We start from the raw sequence: 25,558 nt of genomic DNA on the forward strand, positions 1-25,558 counted from the left end.
TGATTATTTAACGTATAATTGCCGCGTTTATAGCACATGTGTTTAAATAATTGCTACCATACGAGTCCCTAAAATGGAGTTAAGTAACCCAATGAACTTACGTTTGTCTTTAATTACTGCCGCACTTTTACCGCTGCTTGGTGCACCAATTGCAGCTAACGCTGATGATAGCGACCTAGAAAGAATTGTTGTAACTGGCGATTTTCAGCGCGAAAGCATTCAAACTTTAAGCGCGAGTGCGAGCTTATTCAGCGAAGATGAAATTAATCAACGTGGTGCAAGTTACTTAGACGAAATGTTAGGCAGTACCGCCAATGTAAATTTTGCATCTGGTGCGTCGCGCGGTCGTTATATTCAAATTCGTGGCGTGGGACTTCGTTCACAATTTGTAGACCCTATTAATCCATCTGTAGGCTTAGTTATTGATGGTATTAACTATTCTGGCCTTGGTGGCAGTTCATTATTATTTGATATAGACCAAGTAGAAATTTATCGTGGGCCACAAGGTACACGCTTTGGCGCAGACGGTATGGCCGGTATGATCCAAATGGGTTCAGCTAAAGCCACAAGCGATCCAAGCTTAAAATTACAAGTAGGTGCTGGCACATACAACACCCGCGAAGCAGGCATTGCAGCAAGCACTGGCTTAACAGATGACACTAGCGCACGCGTTAGCTACTTTCGTAGAAAGTCAGACGGTTACGTAGATAACCTGTACTTAAATGACGAAACACAAAATCAAGACGAACAAGTAGCCCGTTTTAAATTAAACAGCCAGCTTACAAAGCATTTAAATACTGAGTTAAACCTGCACTATATTGATATAAACAACGGCTATGATGCGTTTACGCTTGATAACAGCCGCAATAGTGTTGCCGATGAACCAGGACAAGATAATCAACAAAGCTACGCTATAGGCGTTAATAATACTTACACGGGTTTTGACGCTTTTGATGTAAATTTAAACCTGTCGGCTATTGATACCGAGTTGCTTTATAGCTTTGACGAAGACTGGGTATGTAACGATACAAGTGAACCACAGTTATGTGCTGCTGGCTTACATCCAGATGGATACAGCTCAACTGATTTATACAGCCGCGATCGCGACGATCAGTCTGTAGATTTACAATTTAATTCTAAAACAGGTAACTGGGTTGCGGGTATTTATTACCAAAACCGTGATGTTGATTTAGAGCGCCAGTACACATGGTTAGCAAGCCCGTTCTCTTCAACTTACGAAACGAGTAACGTTGCAGTATATGGTCAAGTAGCGACTCCAATTGGCCCTAAAACAACATTAATTACAGGTTTACGTGTAGAGCAATACCAAGGCGACTACACCGATAGCAATGGCTTTATACAAGATACTGACGATGTAATGGTTGGCGGTAAAATAGCACTTGAATATCAAGTAATTGATCGCACTATGATCTACACCAGCATCACCCGTGGCTACAAAGCCGGTGGTATTAACTCAGAAGCACTGGCTAAAGCAAAAGATGAAGGCTTAAACCTAAGCGCTGATTTTTTCCAGCAACACACCAGTTTTGACCCTGAATATTTATGGAGCGGCGAATTTGGTGTTAAAGGTTCATCACTTGATGACAAATTTACACTTCGCTTAGCAGCATTTTACATGCACCGCGACGATATTCAGTTAAAAGCATGGCAAGTAGAAGGTCAGCAATTTACCGGTTATGTTGATAACGCAAGTTCTGGTAGCAACTACGGACTTGAAGTTGAAGGTAGTTACCAACTAACTGATAATCTATTTTTAACAGGTAGTGCTGGTTACTTAAACACTGAAATTGACGAGTTTGTAACACAATCAGGCTTAAACCAAGACGGTCGCGAACAAGCGCAGTCACCTAAATACCAGTATGCGTTTACTGCACGTTACAACTTTACTAACGCATTTTACGGCATGGTTGGTATTGAAGGTAAGGACGATTACTACTTCTCAGATAGTCATAACTCACAGGCACCAAGCAGCAACTTAGTTAACTTAAGCTTTGGCTACGAAGCAGACATGTGGGCAGTTCGCGCATGGGCTCGTAACGTGTTTGACGAAACAGTCCCTACACGTGGTTTTGAATTTGGTAATGACCCACAAGATGGTTACGCAACGCATACCTATACACAATTAGGTGAGCCTCGCGTAGCAGGTGTTACGTTTACACTTAATCTGTAAAGCATAGCCGTTGGCTTTCAAATGAAAGCTACAGCAAGCAATAAAAAAACACCGCGTTTAAATTAAACGCGGTGTTTTTATTTGTAAGTGAGGTTTTATACCTCGCTTATTTATAAAGTTAATTTACATGAGCGCGAAATAAATTCGCACCGACAGGTTTTCCACCTACGCCTACAAGCCAAGCATCACGCTCTTTGCACATCAAACGCGATTACGTCTTTAATTTTCTCTTTATTTGTTGCGAGCATTACAAGCCTATCTATACCCAAAGCCACCCCTGCGCACTGAGGTAATCCATGCTCCAGCGCTTTAATTAAACGCGTATCCATTGGCACTTGCTTTAAACCGTTTTCAGCGCGGTATGCGTTATCTTCATTAAAACGTTTAGCTTGCTCGCTGGCATTTGTGAGTTCGTTAAAGCCATTCGCCAATTCCATATTTTTGTAATAAAGCTCAAAGCGCCCTGCTACGCGTGTATCGTGTTCACAAATTTGTGCAAGTGCCGCTTGAGAAGCTGGAAAGTGATACACAAAACATGGCTTATTTTGTCCTATTGTGGGCTCCACTTTCATACAAAATAATAATTGCAGTAAGGTATCTTTATGCGTTTCATTTTGGGCTATATCAGCAAATCCATGCTCACACGCTAGTTGCTTTAATTGCTCTATGTTCGCTGTTAGCGGATCGAGCCCAAGTGCTTGTTCAAACGCTTGCTGATAAGTAAGCCTTGTTGCCGGCTCAACATCTAAAACAAGCCGCATTAGTTCATCCATTTCATCCATAAGTGCAAACTCATCAAAGCCTGGGCGATACCATTCAAGCATTGTAAATTCGGGATTGTGATGACTACCTGCTTCTTCATTTCTAAATGCTTTACAAAGCTGAAAAATAGCGCCTGAGCCTGCTGCTAACAAGCGTTTCATAGCAAACTCTGGGGATGTTTGTAAAAAAAGAGGAAGCCCACCAGCATGCCCTGGACCTACAAATGTGGTGTTAAAACTGGCTAAGTGCACATCGGTTACACTGGCAGCACTTAAGCTCGGCGTTTCTACTTCCATTACATTACGCGTATAAAAAAACTCACGAATGTTACGTAATATCGCTGCACGTTGTTTTAGTGTTTCAATGCTTGCGCTTGGGGCCCAAAGATCTGCTGACATATTTTCTCCAAAAAAAATCCCAGCTTAAGCTGGGATTTTATAAACAATGTTAAAGCTTACTTAACACGGCTTACGTATTCACCGTTACGAGTGTCTACTTTAATTACTTCGCCAATTTGTACAAATAATGGAACTCGTACTACAGCGCCTGTGCTAAGCGTTGCTGGTTTACCACCAGTGCCCGCTGTATCGCCCTTAAGGCCAGGATCTGTTTCAGTGATCTCAAGCTCAACAAAGTTAGGTGGTGTAACAGCAATAGGGCTGCCGTTCCATAATGTAATTGTACATAAATCATTTTCAACTAACCATTTAACTGCATCGCCTAGTGCTTTTTCGTCAGCAGCAATTTGCTCAAATGTTTCGTTGTTCATGAAGTGCCAAAATTCGCCGTCTGTGTATAGATACGCTAAATCTGTATCCATTACGTCAGCACCTTCAACTGATTCACCCGATTTAAAGGTTTTTTCAAGCACCTTACCAGAGATAAGTTTACGGATACGAACACGGTTGAACGCCTGGCCTTTACCAGGTTTTACCATTTCATTTTCTAAGATACTGCAAGGCTCGCCGTCCATCATAATTTTTAGGCCGCCCTTGAACTCGTTGGTGCTATAATTCGCCATCGTTTCCTCTATTTATATTTTTTCGAGTAATCTACATGCCAATGATACAAAGAAATGAAGCAAATTTGCATAAAAACTGGCAAAAAGAATTAGCAAATGTAGTTACCTGCCCAAAAACCTTGCTTGAAATGGTCGGTTTATCGAGCCAAGTCCATGAAAACGACCTAAAAGCCCGCAGTTTATTTCCGGTACGCGTGCCTATCCCTTTTATAAAAAAAATACGCAAAGGCGATCCAAACGATCCTCTTTTATTGCAAGTCATGCCACGCCATCAAGAATTTTTAACTAAGTCGGGTTTTAATAAAGATCCCCTACTTGAGCAAGATAACGAACAACCCGGCCTTTTACATAAGTATAAATCGCGTGTTTTAGTAATGTTTAAAACCGGCTGTGCCGTCAATTGTCGTTACTGCTTTAGAAGGCATTTTCCGTATCAAGAAAACCAACTTAATAAAAAAAGTCTGCTTGAAACACTAAGCTACATAAAATCTGATGCCAATATAAACGAAGTGATTTTAAGTGGCGGCGATCCACTTATGGCCAAAGACGATGCAATAAGTTGGTTTTTAGATGAGCTTGAGCAATTACCACAAATTAAACGAATGCGAATTCATAGTCGTTTACCAGTAGTTATACCGGCGCGAATAACCGATGAGCTATGTGAGCGATTAGCAAAATCGCCATTAAAAATTATTTTTATTAATCACATAAACCACGCCAACGAAATAGACGCTGACTTTAAAGCAGCCATGCAAAAGCTTAAACAAGCAAACGTAACGCTTTTAAACCAAGCTGTAATTTTAAAAGATGTGAATGATACGCTCGATGCGCAAATAAATTTAAGCGAAGCGTTATTTGACGCAGACGTATTACCGTATTATTTGTATTTGCTCGATAAAGTTGAAGGGGCCAGCCACTTTGATATTAACGAAGAAGACGCTATAAAAATAATGGCAGAGCTATTAAAAGCCCTGCCTGGATTTTTAGTGCCTAAATTAGTTAGAGAAATAGGTGGTCAAAAAAGTAAAACACCTATCGATCTTAAGCTAATTTAAAACAGCATTTAAACGTATATATTTACGTTGTTACCCAATGATGCTGTTACCGATTTAGCCGGTGTTTGCGCACTTGACGATTGTGCAGCACCTTCAATAAGTGCAAGTGCTGCTGCGCCATCTGCTAGTTGCTGCTTTTTAGATAAAGCAGCGCTATAAAGCTCACTGCCTTGGCCTGAGCCAGAAACAGCGGGTAAACTTGTGCCTGATATATTCATATAACAAACCTGACTTTTAAATGTAATCCAAGTATTATGTCGGCCATGCAGTACAAAGCTTTAGGAAAACCATGGATTCAATTATTGAACAACTCAATACTAATTTAAAAATTGTTTATCGTCAGGCGCTTGATGCCGACAAAAAACTCGATGAACTACAACAGCAAGGCCATGGCAAATTTAAAGCCTTATTTGCACAAGATGCTGGTTTTAGCTTTGAAGCTAAACGCTTTAAGCCGTATGTTCTTGACGTAGCCGCTGACGTTGAAAGCTTATCTAACGATGGTTTTGATGAAGAAAAACTTAAAACAACCGTTATTAAGTTACAACAAATACTCACGCTGTTAGCTACTTTTAAGTAAAGATTAAAAAGCAAAAATGCCGCTATTTAGCGGCATTTTTATTTTAAGTTAATCTAAACTTGGTAATATTTGCTCACCAAACCACTCTGTTAATAAGCGTTTTTCGTAATATAGTGATTCGTCGCGGCCCATTTTAATTTTATCCATAAAGCCCATATCTTTGAGCTCCACATCAGTATCTTTACTAAGCACTGTACCGTCGTTATCGGTTAACGAATAATTAAGCTTAATGCGTGGAAAGTATATTGGTTTTACTACACGAATTTCCTCCATACCACCATAACGCACATCTCCCGCTAAATCTAAATCAGTAAACTCTACGTTTAACTTATAATCTTTTGGTAGTTGCTCAGCTAATTTAGACATATGTTTTTCAAAACTTGCCGCAATACTTTTGTGATACGAGCCCTTAGCTTGGTTAGACGCTCGCACATCACGATAATCATTAAAGTCATTCCATTTAACAACAGACTCACCAGCATGGGCAAGCGCAGGTAATGCGATACACATTGTTGTTGCTATTTTTTTAACTAAATTCATATCTTTCTCCAAAGAGGTAACCAATCACAAAAGTGTGGATTGGAGTAAACCTAGCATTAGCTATTACTAAAGCTATTTTAGCACTTGTTTATTAACTATAACTTAATCTTACGAATCAAGTGTTACTTGTTTTGCACAAAATGTAATCAAAAGTATTTAATGTGCTGATATCAAAAAAATACGATTAAAATCATATAAATTACAGATAAAACATGTAAAACACCTCTATTTATGGTGAAATTAACTTAATTGATAAAAGGTACCCACGGAGCTTTCATGACTATTTTAGTAACCGGTGGCGCAGGCTATATTGGCTCGCACACTGTTTTAGAACTTTTACAGCAAGGTAACGATGTTGTTGTTATTGATAACTTAAGTAACTCATCACAAGAATCACTTGCGCGCGTAAAAAATATAACAGGTAAAGAAGCCACTTTTTACCAAGGCGATATTCTCGATAAACCCTTTTTAGATTCTGTATTTGCAAAACACACGGTTGATAGTGTTATACATTTTGCGGGTTTAAAATCAGTAGGCGAGTCGGTTGCAAAGCCAGTTGAGTACTATCAAAACAACGTTCAAGGTACGCTTACACTTGTTGATGCGATGCGCGACGCAGGTGTATTTAAATTGGTATTTAGCTCGTCAGCCACGGTTTACGGCGACCCAGCAAGCTTACCAATCAAAGAAGATTTCCCTGTAGGCGGCACTACCAACCCATACGGTACGTCAAAGCTAATGGTTGAAATGATGCTACAAGATATCGCTAAATCAGATGAGCGCTTTGCGTTTGCTATTTTGCGTTACTTTAATCCAGTGGGTGCACATGAGTCGGGCTTAATTGGTGAAGATCCTAATGGTATTCCAAACAACCTTTTACCTTTTATCGCACAAGTTGCGGTAGGTAAATTAAAGCAACTCGCTGTATTTGGTGATGACTACGACACAGTTGATGGCACCGGTGTGCGCGACTATATACATGTTGTAGATTTAGCGATTGGTCATTTAAAAGCGCTTGATAAAATAGCCAGCAGTACGGGTGCATTAGTTTATAACCTAGGCACTGGTAATGGTTACTCTGTACTACAAATGGTTAATGCATTCATTAAAGCAAGCGATCAGGCTGTACCCTATCAGGTTTCACCTCGCCGCCCTGGTGATATTGCAGCGTGTTATGCAGCGCCAGAAAAAGCCCTTAAAGAGCTAGGTTGGGAAGCAGTGCGCGGTATTGATGAAATGATGCAAGATACCTGGCGCTGGCAGTCAAATAACCCTAACGGTTATAAGGGTTAAGTAAAAACGGCAAGTGAGAAAACATAGAAATTATGTAGTTTTGCTTATCTAAAGCGCAGCGTCCTCTTAGCCTCTTTGTGAATAAATCACTTAAAACCTTATTGCACAAAGAGAAGTAAAAGAGGAGTAAATGAGAAGACATAAAACATAGTAATTATTTATTTTTACTTCTCTAAAGCGCAGTGACCTCTTAGCCTCTTTGTGAATAAATCACTTAAAAACTTTATTGCACAAAGAAGAGCAAATGAGAAGACATAAAAACATAGTAATTATGTATTTTACTTCTCTAAAGCGCAGTGACCTCTTAGCCTCTTTGTGAATAAATCACTTAAAAACTTTATTGCACAAAGAAGAGAAAATGAGAAAACATAAAACAATAGTAATTATGTATTTTGGCTTCTCTAAAGCGCAGCGCCCTCTTAGCCTCTTTGTGAATAAATCACTTAAAACCTTATTGCACAAAGAGAAGTAAAAGAGGGTAAATGAAAAAATATAAAACCTAGAAATTACGAGCTTCGCGCGTCACGCCAGCAAGCTGCGCGTCTACAGGTAATTTAACCACAGCGTTAAGTTTTGGCTGTAGGCGTTGAGCTTGCTCACGCGAAAAGCGCAGCTTTTAATTACTTATATTTAAATACTTATATCCAGTATTTAATAACGAGTATCTTCGTTATGTCTGTGCCCACTGTCTTAGTAAGTTATGGTACACACCTGTTAATTGAATAATCTCTGGGCTATCTTCTACTTTGCTGCGCAAACTTTGAATCGACATATCTAAATCAAATAACAAACCACGTTTTTCGTCGCTGTTTACCATGCTTTGCAGCCAAAAAAATGAGGCTAATCTGCGCCCACTCGTTACAGGCATTACACGATGTAAACTCGTTGAAGGGTACAACACCATACTGCCTGCGGGCAGCTTTACACTGTGTGAGCCATAAGTGTCTTCAATAACAAGTTCTCCGCCCTCATAGTCTTCGGGGTCATTAATAAATAACGTCATTGATACATCTGTACGAATTTTTACTGGCGTACCCGGCACTTGTCTAATTGCATTATCTACATGCACACCAAACGATTGCCCGCCTTGATAGCAATTAAATAACGGAGGAAAAATTTTTGCAGGAAGCGCTGCCGACATAAACAAATTACTACGCGCAAGTGCTGCCATAATAATATCGCCAAGCTCTTGGCATTCAGGACTATTTTCAGGTAGCTGTAAGTTATTTTTTGCTTTGGTTGATTGATGGCCTGCGGTAATACTGCCATCGGCCCACTGTGCTTTAAGCAAAACCTCATGGCAATACGCCACTTCTTCTTTCGTTAATAGCTCTGGAATTTTAACTATCATGTGCGCCCTCTCACATTTTCATCAAATAATTAAGGGCAGGTAATAGGCCTGCCCTTATGCTTACTTTTATTTTTTAATTTGTTTTAAAATTAAAAAGAGTAGCTCGCTGTTAAACTAAACTTACGACCATCACCTGGTACAAAGTGTCCACCACCTAACTGATCAACGTAATCTTTATCACCTAGGTTTTCACCATTAAGCTGCAGGCTCAAATCTTTTGATATGTCATACGCAACCATCAGGTCAAAAATAGTATAACCTGGCGCACGAGAGCGTGTTGACGTAGTGCCGTTGTAACGCTCACCTACATACTGCGCACCTAAACCAAACGATAACTTATCCGACATATCGTACGTAGTCCAAACACTTGCGCTATTTTTAGGCGTACGTGCAAGCTCGTTACCGATTTGAGTTGCGTCGTCGCCTAATGCTTCTGTTACTTCGCTATCTTGGTAAGTGTATGAAGCAATTACAGTCCACTCTTTAGTAATTAGGCCCGTTGCTGAAAGCTCTAAACCTTGAACGCGCTGCTCACCACCGAGTATTTCGTCACTTGAGCTATCTGCAAATGGGTCATCAGTACGGGCATTGGTTTTTTCAGTACGGAAAAGTGCAGCATTAGTTTGCAGGCGGCCATCCATTAGGCTCCATTTAGTTCCTAATTCATAACTACGGCTTTCTTCTGCGTCTAAATCAGCTGCATTTGAACTCGTAGATACCGTTAGGCTTTCCGCCGATGGATTAAATGAATTACCTGCGCCTAAATACACACTGCCATTTTCTGTAGGTTTATAAACTACAGCTGCATTCCAGCTAAATAAATCGTCACTTGTAGAAATTAAAGCGCTTGGATCATTGTAATCGTTGTGATAATCCGTAGTGAAGCTATCAAAGCGAACTCCACCTGTAACTTCCCATTGCTTGTTAAGCGTCACTGTATCAAATGCATAAATAGCTTGGTTTTTAGCTTTAGCTTCAATGCTTGTACCGTCACGGCCGTACACACCCGTAAATGCAATTGTTGCATCAGGGTTGTATAAGTCATTGCGTATTCCATCTTCAATCAGGTTATCAGGCGTAGTTGCAACAAAGTTATGGCGTGTAAACGTTTCATTTGCAAGTTCAACACCCACTACTACGTCGTGAGTAAAGCCAGCAAATTCATAGTTACCAATTAAATCAACTTGAAGTGCAGCAAGTGAATTTTCAGTATCACGTGTTTTTTCATCTGCAAAGGTAATGTCAGTGTCTGTTGTAACCGAGAAATAACGCGGTGCAGTTGTTACTGATTCACGCTTAACTTTACCTAAACGACCTTGCACACGTAACGTAGTATTTTGAGAAAAATCATACTCATAACGAGCTGTTGTTGAGTAGGCTTCAATATCTTCGTAATCACGGTAAATATTACCGTAAAAGTTATCAAAGTCGACAGGAGAAGGTGAGCGTGCACTATCTGCAAGTTCAGCTACTGGCGTATCACTGTAAACCCAAGGAATACCATAATCTGGTAAATTGTCTTGGCGTTGATACTCTAGGTTTAAATCAAAACGGCTGTTTGTACCAAGCCCTGTTGCAAATGCAAACGCAACAGCATTTGTTTCGTTTTCAACATGATCGCGACCTGCAACATCACCTTTATCAGTAAGAAGATTAATACGTAGTGCGCTTGTGTCGTTTACTTGAATGTTAGTATCAAAACGACCACGGTAATCGTTTTCTGTACCTAAACGTAGCGAAACGTCGTTAAAGTTGTCTAACTTCGCCTTTTTACTTTCTAAATTAACACTACCACCTGTTGCGCCACGACCAGAAACTGCAGAGCCTGGGCCTTTTGCAACTTCAACGGCTTCAATGTTGTAAATATCACGTGTGTAACCTGCAACATCGCGAATACCATCAACAAAAATATCATTTGTTGCACTAAAACCACGAATCGACATGCTATCGCCAGTAGGTGAGCCACCCTCACCTGCTGCTAAAGAAATACCTGAAACATTACGCAAAGCATCACGTAGGCTATCTACGTTTCTGTCTTTCATTACCGCTTGGTTGATTACTGTTACCGTTTTAGCTGTATCGAGTAGCGGTTGAGTGTATTTATGCGACGTTGATTTTTCTACAACATAACTAGACTCAGTTTTAGTTTCTGCTTTGGTTACCGATAGTTCTTGAACATCCTGTGCACTTGCCCAAGTTGAAAGCGTAGCTGTAACAACCGCTGCAATTGGCTTCACGTACGCATTTCCTTTATTCGATGGCTTACTCATGGTTACTCCGTAGTTTTTATTAAGCACTTAACTATTGTTAATTTAAGGTACATATTTAATTTCGGCGAAATCCTACCACTCAAACAACTCAATGTAAACGATAACTGTTATCAATTGCATTGTTATGTGAATTCCTATATTGTATACACACTCAAAAATTAACAGTAATTACGTCCTTGTAATTGCTTGTCGTAACTTTCAGGATTGTTGTTAAGTAATGCGAAGCTTAATTAAACCAATTAGCGTAGTTATCGCGCTTTGTAGCACTATGGCAGTAAAAGCCGACACTGTTAGTGAGCTAGAACAACTCGTTAATAAATGGCTACAAATAGAAAATCAAAACACAGAATTAAATACTCATTGGCTTGAACAAAAAAGCAGTATGGAGCAAACCTTAACGCTTCTTAATGCCGAGCAGCAGCAACTTAGCGAGCTTAATCAGCGTAGAAAAAAAAGCACCAGTGAGCTTGCCCAAAAACGCGAACAGCTTGTAACTCAGCAATCAGAACTTGAAAATGATCAACAGCAATTAAATGATCAACTAGCACATATTTCTGGGCAATTACTTTCATTACAAGTGCAACTCCCCCCGCCCCTTTTGAGTAGTTGGAAAAACGCCGGTGATTTAAGCGATTCAAAACTCAGTACAACTGACAAATTACAAACAGCACTAAAAATGCTGACTCTACTTAATGATTTTCAACAACGTATTTCTATTCACGAAATGGCTATTAAGCATCCTGACGGGCAAGAAGTATGGGTTAAGCAGCTTTATTTAGGTGCAGCTCAAGCATGGTTTGTAAGTGAAGATTTAAGTTATGTAGGTATTGGTTTTCCAAGTGACTTAGGTTGGCAGTGGGAATTTGATTCAAGCATTAATGCAGAACAAGTTGCACTGGGTATTGCTGTACAGCAAAAAAAGCGCGCTGCTGATTGGGTAACACTCCCAATATTAAGTTATGTAAATAAAAACCAGCAAGGGGCTAAATAATGGCGACTAACAGCATAATTAAAGTATTTAGCGCCACAGTTTTACTTTTTAGTGCAAACATATCTTTTGCAGCTAGCAGTGATGATGCTAAGCAAAGTATTTTAAGTGATATTAAAACAGCGCAGCGTACTCTAAGTAAAACTCAAAATAGCATTTCAAAAGAGCAAGCGACCCTTGCAAAGCAAATTTTTACCAAGCAGCAATCGCTCAGTAAATTACGCGAACAAGCAGCCGTTAATCGCCGCCTAGCTGACGAAAACACATTAAGCCTTGATCAGTTACAAACCCGATTAGACACTTGGCAACAGCAGCAGCAATATCAATTAAACTTACTTAGCCGTTTTGTACGCCAAAATACCAGCAATAGTGCTAGCAGTAACGAGTCGGCTAATAGCCAAAACGAGTTATTAAGCCGTGTTGTATCGCTAATTAATAATCAAGAGCAGGCACTTTATCCACAGTTAAAAAAACAATCGGTTGTGCTAAGTAATGGCGAATTAAGCCAAGCTAATACCCTTCAAGTCGGGCCTGTTGCATGGTTTAGTACGCAAACACCTAAACTTATGGGTTTATTAAATTTAGATGATGAATCTAATGCATTAAAAGTAGCGTTAGTACAATCAACAAGTGACGATAACCCACTCGATAATACTTTAAAGCAAAACGGTGTAGGCTCTACATTACTTACTTTTGATCCTAGTTTAACGCACTTAGTAACTAGCCAAGCCCAACAAGAAAGTCCGCTTGAACACCTAGAAAAAGGCGGTTTATGGGCTATCCCTATTATTTTATTTGCCTGCTTTGCACTAACCATTGCGCTATTAAAAGCCGCACAACTACTGCGTTTAAGTAAAATTAAAATGCACTCTCAAATGCAATTACAGCAATTTTTTAAAGCTGAAAATAGCAGTGAATTTGCAGGCATGCAGCAGCAGCTATTTAACTTAACGCTGCAAAGCGAAAAAGGCCAAGTACGAGACGATCAATTATTTAATCAGTTAATTCATGATAAGCATAAACTCGATAACTTTATTGGCGCTATTGCCGTTACTGCAGCAGTAGCCCCACTACTTGGCTTGTTAGGCACTGTTAGCGGCATGATCGAAACATTTAAAATGATGACCTTGTTTGGCTCAGGCGACCCAGAAGTTGTATCGGGCGGTATTGCACAGGCACTTATAACAACCGAGTTAGGTTTAGTTGTTGCTATACCAGCACTCGTTTTAAATGCGCTGTTATCGCGTAAAGCAAAAGCGTACTACAGCCAACTAGAAGGCTTTGCATTACAGCTAAGCCAACTAGAAAAAGGAGAAAACAATGTTTGAAAAAATAGTTAGTAACCCTATTTGCTGGTGTATTCTTTTACTCGCTTTATTTGTATACCAGCTGATTTTTCATGACTTACTGCACCTTAAACAATACCAAGCGCAGCGCAAAGGTTATTGGCAAGAAGTTAGCTCTATTTTAACTGCAGCGCTTCCGCTACTTGGTTTATTAGGCACCATTGTTGGTTTGCTTGATACATTTAAAGTAATGGCGCTGGGCCATAACGAGTTAATGAGTGACGCCATTGGTGACGCATTACTAACAACTCAACTCGGCCTTGTGTGCGCTATTCCTGCGTGGTTAATGCAAGCTTACTTAGCGTATTCGCAGCGTAATCCTAAATTACATACGTTAAGTAAGCAGTTAGGGTAACACTATGCAATCACGATTAAAGCATAAGCTAGAGCAAGAAGCGGGGCAACATATTGATATGTCGCCGCTACTTGATGTGGTATTTATATTGCTAATATTTTTTATTGTTACAACCGTATTTGTACGCGAAAGCGGCGTTGAGGTTGATAAACCACAAGCCGTATCGGCCAGTCGTCTTGAGCAGCAAGTTATATTTTTAGCAATAACCGACAACCAACAAGTATTTTTTGATGGCAGCCAAATTGGTGTTGCTGGTGTGCGTAGTAGTGTCGAGCAAATGTTAAAACAGCAACAACGTCCTGTGGTTATTCAAGCTGATAAAACAGTACCTACTGAGTTACTTGTTCAAGTAATTGACGAAGCAAAGCTGGCAGGCGCAGCGCAAGTTAACTTAGCTACGAAACAATAGTATGCACACGATTAACTCGCTTCAAAAAACAAAAAACAATCGCCATCCGCTGTTTGCATTTGGCCTTAGCCTCATTGTGCTTAGTGCTGCATTACTGCTTTTATGGCTTGGGCAACTTGCAGAACATCATATGCAAGACAAAGTGGTTGTACGTGAGATTGCCATGGTGGCACTGCCTCCTCCGCCACCTCCATCTATATCGCAACAGCAAACAAGTGAGCCAATGCAAAGCTTAGCGGTAGAAGGTGCAGGCGCGTCAATCCAAGCCGTAAAAATTAAGATAAAGAGTGATTTAAGTATTGTAAAACCCGATACACCCAACGTAAAAGTAAGCGCGCCACAATGGCAATCAATGAGTGTAAATTGGGATGCATTTAGCTTAAATCAACTCGATGGTCTCCCCACTTTACTTACTCCCGTCAAGGCCGTTTTACCAAAAAGCTTAACCCGCCGAGGTGTTGATGTATTTACTGTAAAACTCGATGTATTTATTGATGAAAGTGGCAAGTTAAGTTTAATTGAGGTAGTACAAAACCCATACCCTGAACTTAAACCAGCTATCGACAAAATTATTAAACAAAGCCGCTTTAGTGCACCTAAAAAAGAAGGTGAAACCGTACGCGCTCGCTTTATTTGGCCAATCGAATTTAAACCTTAAGCCTATTAAAATGAAAAATATGAATATATTTAAAACGCTAAAACCATTAACTCGCGCAGTTATCACTACTTTAATGTGCTCACTCCCTTTATTAGGTGTAAGTAGCGTGCATGCAAGCGCTGCTAGTACGCCATTAAAAAGTGCGCCACTAAAAGTAACTCTATCGCCTAGCGATCCAACATGGCAGTTGGCTATAAATAACAAATTACTAGGCCCTACAGAGGTTCTTATTGAGCCGACCGAGCGCGGTTTTGCTCGCCAAGTACAACCACTTTTACAAGCCGGTAATTACAGTGAAGTTGCGGCGCTATTTAAAGGCCGAGATATAAGCCAAGATAGCACTGCTTTAAACTTATTACGTGCACAAGTACTGCTTTCAACAAAAGACTTTAATAACGCTGAACTAGCTTACCTAGCGTGTTTAAAAGCTTCACCTGATTTAGTAAAAGCACACCAAGGTTTAAGCCTTTTATACATGCAACAAGCAAAGTATGACAAAGCACAAACACACCTAGTTCACAGTATTGAACTTGGCCAAGCTGACGCACAAAGTTATGCGCAACTTGCTTATATACACGTGCAGCATAGCCAACCTTGGAGCGCGGTAGCGGCGTACCGCCAGGCGCTAATGCTAGCGCCAGAAACAAGCCAATATCAACAAGGGTTATTGTTTGCGTTAATTGAATCGGGTGATTTAAGTCAGGCAAGTGCATTACTAAAAGAATTACTTAATAAAAGCCCTGATAAAGCTGAACTTTGGCTGCAACGTGCACAAATAGCATTACAGCTTGATCAAAAAAAGCAGGCGCTTGCTGCTATTGAAGTAGCCCTAAAACTCAACACTAAAGATGCCAGTAACCAGCTTTTAGCAGCCCAGCTGCATTTAACTGAAGGCAGCACTGAACGCGCAGTGAGTTTATTAAAGCAAGGTTTAAAACACGCCACTAAACAGCAGCAAGTTGAGGTTATTAATACCACGATGCAAACTTTAGGCTGGCTTGTATCTCAACAAAAATGGGGTTTAGCTAAAGAGCTAATAGGCAGCGCAAAAAGATTAACTAAGCAGCTACCCCGTGATGAACAAGCGCAGTTTTCTGTATACAGCGCACAAATTGCTATGCAACAGGGTAATACTAAACGTGCTCTTAAAAGCTTAAATAACGCACTTAAAATAAACCCGAATTTAGGTGATGCCCTACTTAGTTTAGCAAGTATATATCGTAGTAAAGGCCAACTTACCCAAGCAAAACTTATGTACGTTCGTGCACAAGCTCTGCCTGATTACCAACTATCGGCGTGGCTTGGATTATCGCAAATAGCGATCGATACTAAAGACTACCCGAGTGCGCTAAAGCATCTTAGAAAAGCATTACAAGCCAACCCACAACGCCAGGACTTAATTACTAATATTCGCGCCCTTGAGAATATAGTGCGCCAAGAAGGGTAAGTTTAACACCGTGGTTAAATTTACTTGTATAAGCACAGCTTGCTGGCTGTGACGAGCAAAGCTCGTAATTTCTATGCTTTGATGTTTTCTCATTTACCCCTCTTTGTGCAATAAGGTTTTAAGTAATTTATTCACAAAGAGGTTTAGAGGGCGCTGCGCTTTAGAGAAGTAAAAATACATAATTACTATTGTTTTATGTCTTCTCATTTACTCCTCTTTTACTTCTCTTTGTGCGATAAGTTTTTAGATAATTTATTCACAAAGAGGTTTAGAGGGCGCTTCGCTTTAGAGAAGTAAAAATACATAATTACTATTGTTTTATGTTTTCTCATTTACTCCTCTTTTACTTCTCTTTGTGCAATAAGATCTTAAGTGATTTATTCACAAAGAGGTTGAGGAGGCGCTGCGCTTTTCGCGTGAGCAAGCTCGTTTGCAATATATATTAAAGCGTTACCAATTTTGCATTTCGACTATGCGTGATTGCGTGCGCGCATATTCAAAGCTCAACTTTTTACCTTTATATAAATGTTCAATGTCGGTTTGCGCATTTATTACCAGCAATTTATGGCAATCGTAAAATTCATCTACTAAGGCAATAAACCGCCGTGCTTCGTCGTCAAAAGTGTGCTCATCAAGCGTTTGTTTTTCCCGTTGGTAGCTATCTTCTATACCGTGAACAATAACTTTACCCGTTGCTTTAACACCCATTTGCGGCACGTTCGATACATATAACACATCAAATTGCGTTGCTAAAAACATATAGTCGTTAGCACTGCGTGGGCCGGAACATAGCGCCATAAAATCAATCATCAAGGCATTATCGGCTCTTAATAAATAAGGTAAATTGCGCCCATGCACAGTAATTGTATTGTTGCATGTTACTACTGGATACGAAGCTAAAAACTCATTTTTAAAATCGTGATTTGATAAATTAATAAAATAGTGACGGCTGTTTTTACCATATCTAAAGCGGTGATCGTCCTCCCCCGACACGTTAATTATATGGCAATGGTTATTAATTAAATCGATAGTAGGTAAAAATCGCGCCCGTTGCAGGCCGTTGTAATAAAGCTGCTCTGGCTTTGCATTCGATGTGGCCACCAGCACAACACCTTGTTCAAACAACGCATTGAACAATCTGGCCATAATCATGGCATCGCCAATGTCGCTCACAAAAAACTCGTCAAAACACAGTACTCGAATATTTTTAGCCCACTGTTTTGCAATTAGAATGAGTGGATTTTTTTGACCTTGTAGCTGCGAAAGTTGGGTATGCACTTGTGCTATAAAATGATGAAAATGCAGTCGCTGCTTTTGCTCAATAGGTAGGTTTTTATAAAATAAATCCATTAACATGGATTTACCGCGCCCTACGGGTCCATATAAATAAATGCCTTTTATTAAGGGCGCTTTTTGCCACCATGATGTGTGAGCTTGAAGTTGCTCGCTTAGCGTATTTAAAGCTTCCACCGCATTTTGCTGCGCAGCATCAAAACACAGTTCACCTGTGTCTATTTTTGCTTGGTAAAGGCTTAAAATTTGTGTGCTATGCACTGTCATGGTATTTCACTATCGGCTATAATCGCGCCCATTGTAGCCGACTAAAAATGTGAACCAAAATGAAATTCCCTTGCCGCTTAGATAAATTTATTAGCCACTTAGCTGAAATACCGCGCACGCAAGCTCGCGCCAGTATTAAGCGAAAAGAAGTAAGCGTTAATGGCGAAGTAATCACATCACATAATTTTCAGCTAGCCCAGCAAGATGAAGTACTGCACCAAGGTACGCCTTTGGTATTTTTAGGTAAGCGCTATTACATGCTAAATAAACCTGTTGGCTATGTATGCGCTAACAGCGATGAGCTACATAAAACCGTTTTTGACTTACTTGATGAGCCAAATATGAGCGACTTTCACGTGGCAGGCCGCCTTGATATAGATACCACAGGGTTAGTTATTATTACTAATGATGGCGATTGGTCACATAAAATTACGTCGCCTAAAAGCAATAAATTTAAAACCTACCTAGTAGAAACTCAAGAGCCGATTACCGATGAAGCACTTGAGCAATTACGTACAGGTGTCATGCTGCATAACGAAAAAGATTTAACCCGCCCAGCTATTGCCGAACGACTTGCTAATTACGGACTGCGTTTATCAATAAGTGAAGGAAAGTATCATCAAGTTAAGCGTATGCTTTACGCGGTAGATAACAAAGTGGTTGAGTTACATCGCGAGCAGATTGCGGGGATTACCCTAGATGAAAACTTGGCTAGTGGTGAGTATCGATTATTAACACCCGAAGAAATTAAGTTATAAAAGCGCTTTAAAGGAGCCTAAGTTTGGATATACTAGGGCGTGTTGAGCTTTGTGGATTGAAATTTGTTCAATCTAGGGGCGATTTAATCGCGGCGCGAGGTTTGTAACCTAGTGGGCTAAGTAAAAATCGAGCAACAAAGAGTTAATCGCCCCTAGAAAGAACCCAAAGGGCAGAGCATGTTTGGCATTTATGCTGCGTTATCGCCTAATTATGGGGAATAACCACACTACATAGGCTCTGCCTTGCCTAAAAACCAAACATACTACTGCAAATTCAACCACCAACGTTCAACACGCCCTAACTAAAACAATATAGCCAAACTTTTACTTGAGCCTGTTGGCTTGCTCTACTAAAATAGCGCCCTTCAAAATTACTAAGGTCGGCCGTGTTAGTTAACTACAATCCCCCTATGAGTCCGTATTTAACGATACTTTTTCAGGATGACGATTTACTGATAGTTAATAAACCAAGTGAGTTATTAACTGTCCCAGGTAAAGATCCTAAACATGCCGACAGCTTAATTAATCGTGTTAATCGTGTTTTTCCAACAGCGAGAATAGTGCACCGCTTAGATATGGCGACTTCTGGCATACTGTGCCTTGCCATGAATAAAGCAGCGCACAGACATTTAAGTATGCAGTTTCAAGAGCGCGAAACAGCTAAACGTTACATAGCACGTATATACGGACACCTTGAGGCTGAAACAGGGTCAGTAGATTTACCCCTTATTTGTGATTGGCCTAATCGCCCTAAACAAATGGTTGATCACGACAGAGGTAAACCTTCACTTACGCATTTTAAAATACTTGAGCGTAAAGAAAATGCAACCCGTGTAGAGCTAACCCCCATCACTGGTCGCTCGCATCAGTTACGTGTGCATATGTTAAGCCTGGGTCATCCTATTTTAGGTGACAGGCTTTACGCCCACAAAGAGGCACTTGCTGCAGCTCCTCGCTTACAGTTACATGCTCAAATGCTGCAATTAAAGCACCCTAAAACTGAGCAAGTACTTACTTTTGAAGCTGAGCCAGAATTTTAACCGGCGCAAATACTTCGTAAATTATTAAACTTTTAGATAACCTTGCCGATACCTAACTAATTGTCATTAGTTAGGTGCGTTATGCTATTTTCACGGTTTTTAAAGGCAGCTTTTTATATACAGCTCAGCTGTGCGCTACTTTTAGCTAACCCCATCAGCGCGGCTGAACATATTGCCCCACCTAGTCTATCAAGTATTGAAAATAGCGATATTGAGCGACTACTTCCAAGTGATGAAATAAAGCCAATATTAGCGGGTGAAACGGAATTTTTAAGCCTTTACAGCGAATATATGAGTAGTAATTTTAGAGGTATCGTAATACTTATACCCGACTGGCATTCTTCACCTACCAATAACTCAGGTGTGGACTACTTGCGCAAAGAGCTTAATAATTTAGGTTACAGCACCTACGCAATGACAGTGCCCGACATTGATTGGCAAGCAAGTAAAATGGCCAAAGCTACGCCTAATGAAGCAGAAACAGCGCCTAGTAAAGCCGATGAGCCTGCATCACCCGACACAGCAACAAACGCACAATCACAGCCTGCAAAAATCAAAGATGATCCTCATTACGTTAATGCAATTGAAAAAGTAACTGACGACATACTTGATGACTATAAAATAAATCTCATTTCTCGGTTTAATGCGCTGTATCAAACCGCTATGGAAGATTCGAGTAATATAGTGGTTATTGCACAAGGCACAAGTGCGGGTGTGTTGTTGGAGTACTATGCAGATTTTCCAGATGAGAGACTAGATGCGTTTATAAGTTTAAGCAGTTACTTACCTAATACTAAACGTAACGAAAATTTGAGCCAAACAGCGTCACTTGTTACACCCGCCTTGCTTGATATTTACTATGCAAATGACAGCACAGACATTTTAATGAGCCTTAAAAATCGTCAGCGCTGGGTTAACCGAAATGCAAAATTTGATTACCGCCAACGCCAATTGTTTGGCCTGCGCGATCAACCTGGTCAACACGCACGCCTAACAAAAGAAATAGACGGGTTTTTACGCCGACTTTTTTAAATACTCATAAGCGGCTTGAATATCTTGGCTCTTTTTAACTGCCAATTCCATCATGTGCTTTGGTAAGCCTTGCGATACTAATTTATCTGGATGATGTTGCGACATAAGTTTGCGGTACGCTACTTTTATATCACGCTGCGTTGCATCGCTATTTAAGCCTAATAACGCCAATGCTTGCGCACGGTTCATATTATTATTTGGCGGTACATGATGGCCAGAACCCTCACGGTAACTACTACTTTGACCTTGGCTTTGTTGCTGTTGATTAAAGCGCTGTTGTTGCTTTCTAAAGTTAAACTCAGCTTGATAACGTTTTAATACAAATGCAAAGTGTGTTTTAGAAATGCCTAGCTGTTTACTTACTTCTGCTAATAATTGCTTTTCTTGTTCGGCTAATACCCCGTCAGAAAACGCCATTTGAATTTGTATTTCTAAAAACAACTGTATTAGATCGTTTCGTTTAGCAAAGCGTTCTTTAAAATCGTGTACTGTTTCTTTAAGTGAAAAGTCGCTCTCTTTACCTGACTGAAATGCATGTTGTGCTTCGCGGCGCTCTTCGCCCTTTAAGCCCATTTCGTCCATGAACAAGTTAGCCGCTTTTATATGTATTTCGCTCACTCGGCCATTCGATTTTGCAATGTGCCCCATAACAGCAAAGCAGCTTGAAAAGAATAAAGCTTGGCGCTCGTGAACATCGTCACCACTAAATAAGCTAGAAAAACCGCCTGCTTTATCAAAGTTATTTTTTAAGCTTTTATCAAATAAATGACCTAGGTATAAACCTAAAATAGCACCAAATATTTTGCCAAACATAAAGCCAAAACAAAAACCGAGAATTTTTCCCCACATCTATAATACTGCCTTCTTAAAAATTGAGTTGTTACGCCTCAAGGCGCATGTTTAATTGGTTTAAACGCTCTGGTGTACCAATGTCATCCCACTGCCCTATGTAGAGCTCAGTAGAGACTAAATGTTCATTTAGCTTTTCACGTAAAATAGGCCCTAAAGGGCGAATACCTTGCGTTAATCCTTTAAAAAAATCAGCCTGATACCGGCCAATCCCCGAAAAGGTATATTTTTGACTCTCAGCCGGCAAATGGCTCAATGCAAAGTCGCCATCAGGATTGTGTGGCGGGTTTTCTATAAGCACTATGTGCGCCTCACCGGGTTGCAAATGAAGTTGCATTAGCGCATTTACATCATAGTCGGTGTATACATCGCCATTTATTACAATGAACGAGTCGCCCAACAACGGTAACGCTTCAATAATACCGCCGGCTGTTTCAAGGCCACCTTCAACTTCTTGGCTATAAAGTATATTTACGCCAAATTGACTGCCATCTTTAAAGTAGTCTTTTATTTTATCACCCTGCCACGCAAGGTTTATTACAATATCGGTAATGCCGGCTGCTTTAAGGTTATTTATATGGTGCTCAATAAGTGGTTTTTCTGCCACTTTTAACATTGGCTTTGGCATATTTTGCGTAAGCGGCATCATTCTTTGCCCGCGCCCTGCAGCTAAAATCATCGCTTTCATGAGTGCTCCTTTGCTAACTTTTCAGTCACTTTTGGCACTATGGTATTTTTTGTCCACTCACTCAATGCTTTAAGCTCTGGGTAATTTGCTGCTACTTCAATAATGTAATCAAGCGTCGGTAAAATATTATCTAAATAACCTGTTTTACCATCGCGTAAATACAATCGACAAAATATACCCGCAGCTTTTAAGTGGCGCTGTAATCCGGTTAAATCAAACCAATATTTAAACTCATCGAATGAAGTGTTAGTCAGTAAATTTTGAACTGTAAATTCTTGATAAGCAAAATTAAGTAAACTTGTTAACTCTTGCTCTGGCAATTTAAAGTAGCAATCGCGCAGTAGCGATACTAAGTCGTAGCAAAGCGGCCCGCGTACAGCATCTTGATAATCTATAATGGCCCACTGGCCGTCACTATTCATAATATTACGGCTATGGTAATCACGATGAACGGTAACCGTAGGTTGCTCAAGCATCGCCTTTATTAATAGCTCTGAACTTGCTTGCCACATTATTTTTTGTTCGGCACTGAGTGGCTCATTAATAAAGTCGCTTACTAACCACTGGCTAAATATATCAAGCTCTAGCTTTATAAAATCTTCGTTATACGCTTGCATAGCAGAAGCTGTGGGCGTTTTTGCCCACTGAGCACTTAAACTAATTAATGCTTGGTAATGCTCGGTGCGGTTTGCATCATCAAGCATGTCAGCTAGGTGCGTACTGCCTAAATCACTGAGGATAAAAAAGCCCTGTTTCTCTTCACTTGCAATAATAGTGGGAAGTAAAAAACCTTGCTCAACAAACACCTGGTTTAGCAAAATGTAAGGTTCGTTATTCACTTTTTTTGGATCTGAGTCCATCACTATTAAATGTTTATTATCGTGATTTAAACGATAATAACGGCGAAAGCTAGCATCCCCCGTGATCGCGTTTAAAGTATGCGACTTGGCATTAAGGTGTGTGTTTATAAATTGTTGTAAATTCTCAAAGCGTGTCATTTTATTAGATATCTATTTTTATAGGTCAATTACTGTAATTGCCATTATTTTCCTTTATTATGTGTATATTATATTAAACACAAAGTATTAAGGTCGATAAATGAGCAAAACCTGGGGCATATTGATGCTAAGCGTAGTTAGCGCACCATCGCTTGCCGAAACTGAACTGGCACACAACCTTTGTGGCATTTCAATGCAAACCAGAGCTTGGCAACCACTTGAAGGCCTTAACCTTGGTGAAGTTGATATCCAAGCTGATGATGTTGAGCTACTTGGCACTCAAAGCGCTGAATTTACCGGCAATGTTGATATTAACACCCTTAAGATGAGTTTGTCCGCACAAACTGCGTTGATAGACAAACAGCGTGGTTTATTAAATGCAACGGGGCCAATTACTTATCAAGACTACGTAAGTAAAGTAAACAGCACCGGATTAAATGCCGATTTAAATAATTCAGAAGTCAGTTTGTTAGGCGCCGACTACAGCCTAACCGAACAACAAGGTAAAGGCGGCGCTGAAAAGCTCACTGTTAATCAGTCTGGCCTATTACTCATGAATGCAAGCTTTACTACTTGCCCAAGTGACACCCCAGCATGGGAAATTGAAGCTGACGAAATAAACCTTTCACGCGAAGAAGGCTGGGGCGAAACATATAACGCCGTATTGCGTATTTTAGATACTCCGGTTCTATATTTACCTTATTTTACATTCCCGCTAGATGAACGCCGTAAATCGGGCTTACTTACCCCGACCATTTCAAGCTCTGACAAATACGGCCTTGAAACAATTACGCCTTATTATTTAAATATTGCACCTAATTTTGATGCCACAATTACGCCTCGTTATATGTCTAACAAAGGGCTGCAATTACAAACAGAATTTAGATACCTAACAGAGCAACACGAAGGCTTAGTAGGGATTGAATACTTAGATAGTGATGATTCTGAGCCTGATTTGAATGAACGCTACATGTTTCATTGGCAACAGCAAAGCTACCTAGGTGAAAACTGGCGCGCAAACGTTGATGTAACCAATGTGAGCGATGATAACTACATCACCGACTTAACTTCAAACTACGCAAGTAAAACCGATACTCAATTGTATCGTACTGGTTCACTTACGCATTTAGGTGATACATGGCGCACTGATATTAAAGTGCAAAACTTTGAAGTACTCGGCGATCACTTAGAGTCATACACTGCAATACCACAAGTTAATTTTACGCAAACAGCACCTTGGCGTTTTGATAATTTTGACTTTAGTGTGTCGGGCGAGATTAGTCATTTTACTAATGATTCATCAGAAGTGGCCATAGACAGCGCAACTCGCGTACACGTAGAGCCAAAAGCACGCTACAACTACGCTACGCATGCGTGGTCATTTTTGTCTGAAGTAAGCTTATTACAAACTAATTATAAGCAAAGCGGAAACTTAACCGGCACGCAATACAGCGATACTGTATCGCGTACTATCCCAAAAGTACGTTTGTACTCTCAGCTTAATTTTGAGCGTGACGCATCTTACTTTTTTGAAGATGGTATACAAACACTAGAGCCACAAATTCAGTATTTATATACACCTAATAAAGATCAGTCAGACATTGGCTTGTTTGATACAACCAAACTGCAAGATGATTATTACGGTTTATTTAGAGACGTGCGCTTTTCGGGTGTTGACCGTATAGCAGCTGCTAATCAGTTTACTTTAGGTGCTACAACGCGCTTATTTGATAAAAAACAAGAAGAAGTGTTTAACTTTAGTGCGGGCCAAATATTTTATTTAAGTGACGATGCTAAGCCAACAGAGCAAGGCTTAAACTCAGACACTAATTATAATGCACTATTTGCAGCTCAAACCATGTTACATTGGCACCGCCGTTGGTACCTCGCTGGAGGTATTCAATATGATACAGATGGCAAGCAAATGGTACAGTCAAATGTAACGCTTGATTATAAAGGTGATAATAATCAGCTAGTACAATTGAACCATCGCTATGCAAATGATGTCTCAGGAAATACAATCGAGCAAGCAGGCGTATTTACAAGTATTCCTATTAGCGACGAATGGCAATTTATTGCGAGCTATCATCGAGATCTTGAAAACAACAGAAGTATCGAAGTATTGAGCGGATTACAGTATGAATCATGCTGTTGGGCTATCCAAATTACTGGCCATCGCCAAATTGAAACTGATTTAAATCAGTCAATAGGACAAGAACAAGCAACTTTTGATTCAGGTATTAGTTTGAATTTTGTATTAAAAGGACTTGGCAGTAAAAGCCGTTATGATGCACAAAAATTATTACAACAAGGTATTTTTGGCTATCGTAGACCGTATTTTCTTAGTAACTAGAGTACTATCAGCAA

24 protein-coding genes are annotated in these 25,558 nt (G+C 40.1%); 14 read left to right on the plus strand and 10 right to left on the minus strand.

What is annotated here, in order from left to right:
* The first annotated feature begins 73 nt into the window (after positions 1-73).
* Positions 74-2,191 carry a TonB-dependent receptor gene (locus H5090_RS00740; RefSeq protein ID WP_182694740.1) on the plus strand — a complete coding sequence of 706 codons (2,118 nt, stop codon included), beginning with the start codon at positions 74-76 and terminating at the stop codon, positions 2,189-2,191.
* Between the two features lie 185 nt (positions 2,192-2,376).
* Here the strand turns inward: H5090_RS00740 and epmA are convergent, their stop codons facing one another.
* Together epmA and efp are read right to left on the minus strand one after the other, a co-directional pair.
* On the minus strand, positions 2,377-3,351 hold the full coding sequence (gene epmA / locus H5090_RS00745; RefSeq protein WP_182694741.1) for an elongation factor P--(R)-beta-lysine ligase: 975 nt from the start codon (positions 3,349-3,351) through the stop codon (positions 2,377-2,379).
* A 56-nt stretch (positions 3,352-3,407) separates the two neighbouring features.
* Positions 3,408-3,974, minus strand: a complete 567-nt coding sequence (efp, locus tag H5090_RS00750; RefSeq protein ID WP_024596699.1) for an elongation factor P — start codon at positions 3,972-3,974, stop codon at positions 3,408-3,410.
* 41 nt (positions 3,975-4,015) lie between these two features.
* Between efp and epmB the strand changes: the two genes are divergently transcribed.
* Entirely contained in the window at positions 4,016-5,029 is a 1,014-nt protein-coding gene (gene epmB, locus H5090_RS00755; RefSeq protein WP_182694835.1) for an EF-P beta-lysylation protein EpmB, read from the plus strand.
* 8 nt (positions 5,030-5,037) lie between these two features.
* On the opposite strand, the gene H5090_RS00760 is transcribed toward epmB, so the two are convergent.
* The gene (locus tag H5090_RS00760) at positions 5,038-5,247 is read right to left on the minus strand and encodes a hypothetical protein (protein WP_002960797.1); all 210 of its coding nucleotides are present in this window, start codon (positions 5,245-5,247) and stop codon (positions 5,038-5,040) included.
* Positions 5,248-5,318: 71 nt separating this feature from the next.
* Between H5090_RS00760 and H5090_RS00765 the strand changes: the two genes are divergently transcribed.
* Positions 5,319-5,609 carry a hypothetical protein gene (locus H5090_RS00765; RefSeq protein ID WP_002960798.1) on the plus strand — a complete coding sequence of 97 codons (291 nt, stop codon included), beginning with the start codon at positions 5,319-5,321 and terminating at the stop codon, positions 5,607-5,609.
* A gap of 48 nt (positions 5,610-5,657) precedes the next feature.
* Here the strand turns inward: H5090_RS00765 and H5090_RS00770 are convergent, their stop codons facing one another.
* Entirely contained in the window at positions 5,658-6,149 is a 492-nt protein-coding gene (locus tag H5090_RS00770; RefSeq protein ID WP_024606381.1) for a DUF3016 domain-containing protein, read from the minus strand.
* Positions 6,150-6,425: 276 nt separating this feature from the next.
* Here H5090_RS00770 and galE point away from each other — a divergent pair, with 276 nt between their 5' ends.
* Entirely contained in the window at positions 6,426-7,442 is a 1,017-nt protein-coding gene (gene galE, locus H5090_RS00775; protein WP_182694742.1) for a UDP-glucose 4-epimerase GalE, read from the plus strand.
* A 670-nt stretch (positions 7,443-8,112) separates the two neighbouring features.
* Here galE and H5090_RS00780 read toward each other — a convergent pair.
* Positions 8,113-8,793, minus strand: coding sequence for a Fe2+-dependent dioxygenase (locus tag H5090_RS00780; protein ID WP_002960803.1), 681 nt, complete (start codon positions 8,791-8,793; stop codon positions 8,113-8,115).
* Positions 8,794-8,882: 89 nt separating this feature from the next.
* A complete protein-coding gene (locus H5090_RS00785; RefSeq protein WP_182694743.1) occupies positions 8,883-11,063 on the minus strand; it encodes a TonB-dependent siderophore receptor in 2,181 nt (726 codons plus the stop codon).
* A 217-nt stretch (positions 11,064-11,280) separates the two neighbouring features.
* Between H5090_RS00785 and H5090_RS00790 the strand changes: the two genes are divergently transcribed.
* Genes H5090_RS00790 through H5090_RS00815 form a run of 6 tightly spaced genes read left to right on the plus strand, consistent with a single transcriptional unit; the run spans position 11,281 to position 16,266 of the window.
* Positions 11,281-12,054 carry a DUF3450 family protein gene (locus H5090_RS00790; protein WP_154904276.1) on the plus strand — a complete coding sequence of 258 codons (774 nt, stop codon included), beginning with the start codon at positions 11,281-11,283 and terminating at the stop codon, positions 12,052-12,054.
* Positions 12,054-13,379 carry a MotA/TolQ/ExbB proton channel family protein gene (locus tag H5090_RS00795; RefSeq protein WP_182694744.1) on the plus strand — a complete coding sequence of 442 codons (1,326 nt, stop codon included), beginning with the start codon at positions 12,054-12,056 and terminating at the stop codon, positions 13,377-13,379. Before H5090_RS00790 ends, H5090_RS00795 begins: the two co-directional genes overlap by 1 nt.
* On the plus strand, positions 13,372-13,752 hold the full coding sequence (locus H5090_RS00800; protein ID WP_002960812.1) for a MotA/TolQ/ExbB proton channel family protein: 381 nt from the start codon (positions 13,372-13,374) through the stop codon (positions 13,750-13,752). The genes H5090_RS00795 and H5090_RS00800 overlap by 8 nt, the downstream gene beginning before the upstream one ends.
* Positions 13,753-13,756: 4 nt before the next feature.
* Positions 13,757-14,161 (plus strand): biopolymer transporter ExbD, encoded by a 405-nt coding sequence (locus H5090_RS00805; protein ID WP_036981164.1) that lies wholly within the window; start codon positions 13,757-13,759, stop codon positions 14,159-14,161.
* A gap of 1 nt (position 14,162) precedes the next feature.
* The gene (locus H5090_RS00810) at positions 14,163-14,819 is read left to right on the plus strand and encodes an energy transducer TonB (RefSeq protein WP_182694745.1); all 657 of its coding nucleotides are present in this window, start codon (positions 14,163-14,165) and stop codon (positions 14,817-14,819) included.
* Positions 14,820-14,838: 19 nt separating this feature from the next.
* Positions 14,839-16,266, plus strand: coding sequence for a lipopolysaccharide assembly protein LapB (locus tag H5090_RS00815; RefSeq protein ID WP_182694746.1), 1,428 nt, complete (start codon positions 14,839-14,841; stop codon positions 16,264-16,266).
* A gap of 450 nt (positions 16,267-16,716) precedes the next feature.
* Here H5090_RS00815 and zapE read toward each other — a convergent pair whose 3' ends face one another.
* Positions 16,717-17,826, minus strand: coding sequence for a cell division protein ZapE (zapE, locus tag H5090_RS00820; RefSeq protein ID WP_182694747.1), 1,110 nt, complete (start codon positions 17,824-17,826; stop codon positions 16,717-16,719).
* Positions 17,827-17,885: 59 nt separating this feature from the next.
* Here zapE and rsuA point away from each other — a divergent pair, with 59 nt between their 5' ends.
* From rsuA to H5090_RS00835, 3 genes are all read left to right on the plus strand, one after another.
* Positions 17,886-18,584, plus strand: coding sequence for a 16S rRNA pseudouridine(516) synthase RsuA (rsuA, locus tag H5090_RS00825; protein WP_138488517.1), 699 nt, complete (start codon positions 17,886-17,888; stop codon positions 18,582-18,584).
* 386 nt (positions 18,585-18,970) lie between these two features.
* Positions 18,971-19,624, plus strand: a complete 654-nt coding sequence (gene rluA / locus H5090_RS00830; RefSeq protein ID WP_182694748.1) for a bifunctional tRNA pseudouridine(32) synthase/23S rRNA pseudouridine(746) synthase RluA — start codon at positions 18,971-18,973, stop codon at positions 19,622-19,624.
* An 81-nt stretch (positions 19,625-19,705) separates the two neighbouring features.
* The gene (locus H5090_RS00835; RefSeq protein WP_182694749.1) at positions 19,706-20,656 is read left to right on the plus strand and encodes a DUF3530 family protein; all 951 of its coding nucleotides are present in this window, start codon (positions 19,706-19,708) and stop codon (positions 20,654-20,656) included.
* Here H5090_RS00835 and djlA read toward each other — a convergent pair.
* Genes djlA through H5090_RS00850 form a run of 3 tightly spaced genes read right to left on the minus strand, consistent with a single transcriptional unit; the run spans position 20,639 to position 23,191 of the window.
* Positions 20,639-21,505 (minus strand): co-chaperone DjlA, encoded by an 867-nt coding sequence (gene djlA, locus H5090_RS00840; RefSeq protein WP_002960826.1) that lies wholly within the window; start codon positions 21,503-21,505, stop codon positions 20,639-20,641. The genes H5090_RS00835 and djlA overlap by 18 nt on opposite strands.
* A 31-nt stretch (positions 21,506-21,536) precedes the next feature.
* On the minus strand, positions 21,537-22,193 hold the full coding sequence (gene murU, locus H5090_RS00845; RefSeq protein ID WP_182694750.1) for an N-acetylmuramate alpha-1-phosphate uridylyltransferase MurU: 657 nt from the start codon (positions 22,191-22,193) through the stop codon (positions 21,537-21,539).
* Positions 22,190-23,191: an aminoglycoside phosphotransferase family protein gene (locus H5090_RS00850; protein ID WP_182694751.1), complete on the minus strand. Its 1,002-nt coding sequence runs from the start codon at positions 23,189-23,191 to the stop codon at positions 22,190-22,192. Before H5090_RS00850 ends, murU begins: the two co-directional genes overlap by 4 nt.
* A 100-nt stretch (positions 23,192-23,291) precedes the next feature.
* On the opposite strand from H5090_RS00850, the gene lptD reads away from it, so the two are divergent.
* On the plus strand, positions 23,292-25,544 hold the full coding sequence (gene lptD / locus H5090_RS00855; RefSeq protein ID WP_039485527.1) for an LPS assembly protein LptD: 2,253 nt from the start codon (positions 23,292-23,294) through the stop codon (positions 25,542-25,544).
* Positions 25,545-25,558 lie beyond the last annotated feature (14 nt).

The sequence above is a fragment of the Pseudoalteromonas sp. SR43-5 genome (genome assembly GCF_014163835.1).
In the GTDB taxonomy this organism is placed as follows: domain Bacteria; phylum Pseudomonadota; class Gammaproteobacteria; order Enterobacterales; family Alteromonadaceae; genus Pseudoalteromonas; species Pseudoalteromonas distincta.